Source organism: Burkholderia sp. SIMBA_051 (assembly GCF_046534915.1).
In the GTDB taxonomy this organism is placed as follows: Bacteria; Pseudomonadota; Gammaproteobacteria; order Burkholderiales; family Burkholderiaceae; genus Burkholderia; species Burkholderia ambifaria.
The window spans coordinates 1-239 of the sequence record NZ_JAWRXS010000826.1 but is presented as its reverse complement, the minus strand read 5'-3'; the positions used below and the strand labels follow the sequence as shown (position 1 = coordinate 239).

The following is a 239-nucleotide window of genomic DNA, read 5'->3' as shown; positions in this document are numbered from 1 at the left end:
ATTCCGCGGTTTCCCGAACATGAGTGTTACGTCGAGGTCTTCGCGGGCGGGGCCGCGCTGTACTTCATGCGACCGCAGGCGAAGGTCGAGGTGATCAACGACATCAACGGCGAGCTGGTGAACCTGTACCGGGTCGTGCAGCATCACCTCGAGGAGTTCGTACGCCAAATTAAATGGGCGCTCACCAGCCGGCAGGTGTTCAGGTGGCTGCAGGACACGATCCCGGAAACGCTCACCGA

At 60.7% G+C, this 239-nt stretch carries 1 protein-coding gene; it reads left to right on the top strand.

Features of this window, described 5'->3' with window-relative positions; all coding sequences use genetic code 11:
• Positions 1-239, top strand: a 239-nt coding sequence (locus SB771_RS36755) for a DNA adenine methylase (protein ID WP_410722254.1), incomplete at both ends; no start/stop codon positions are given.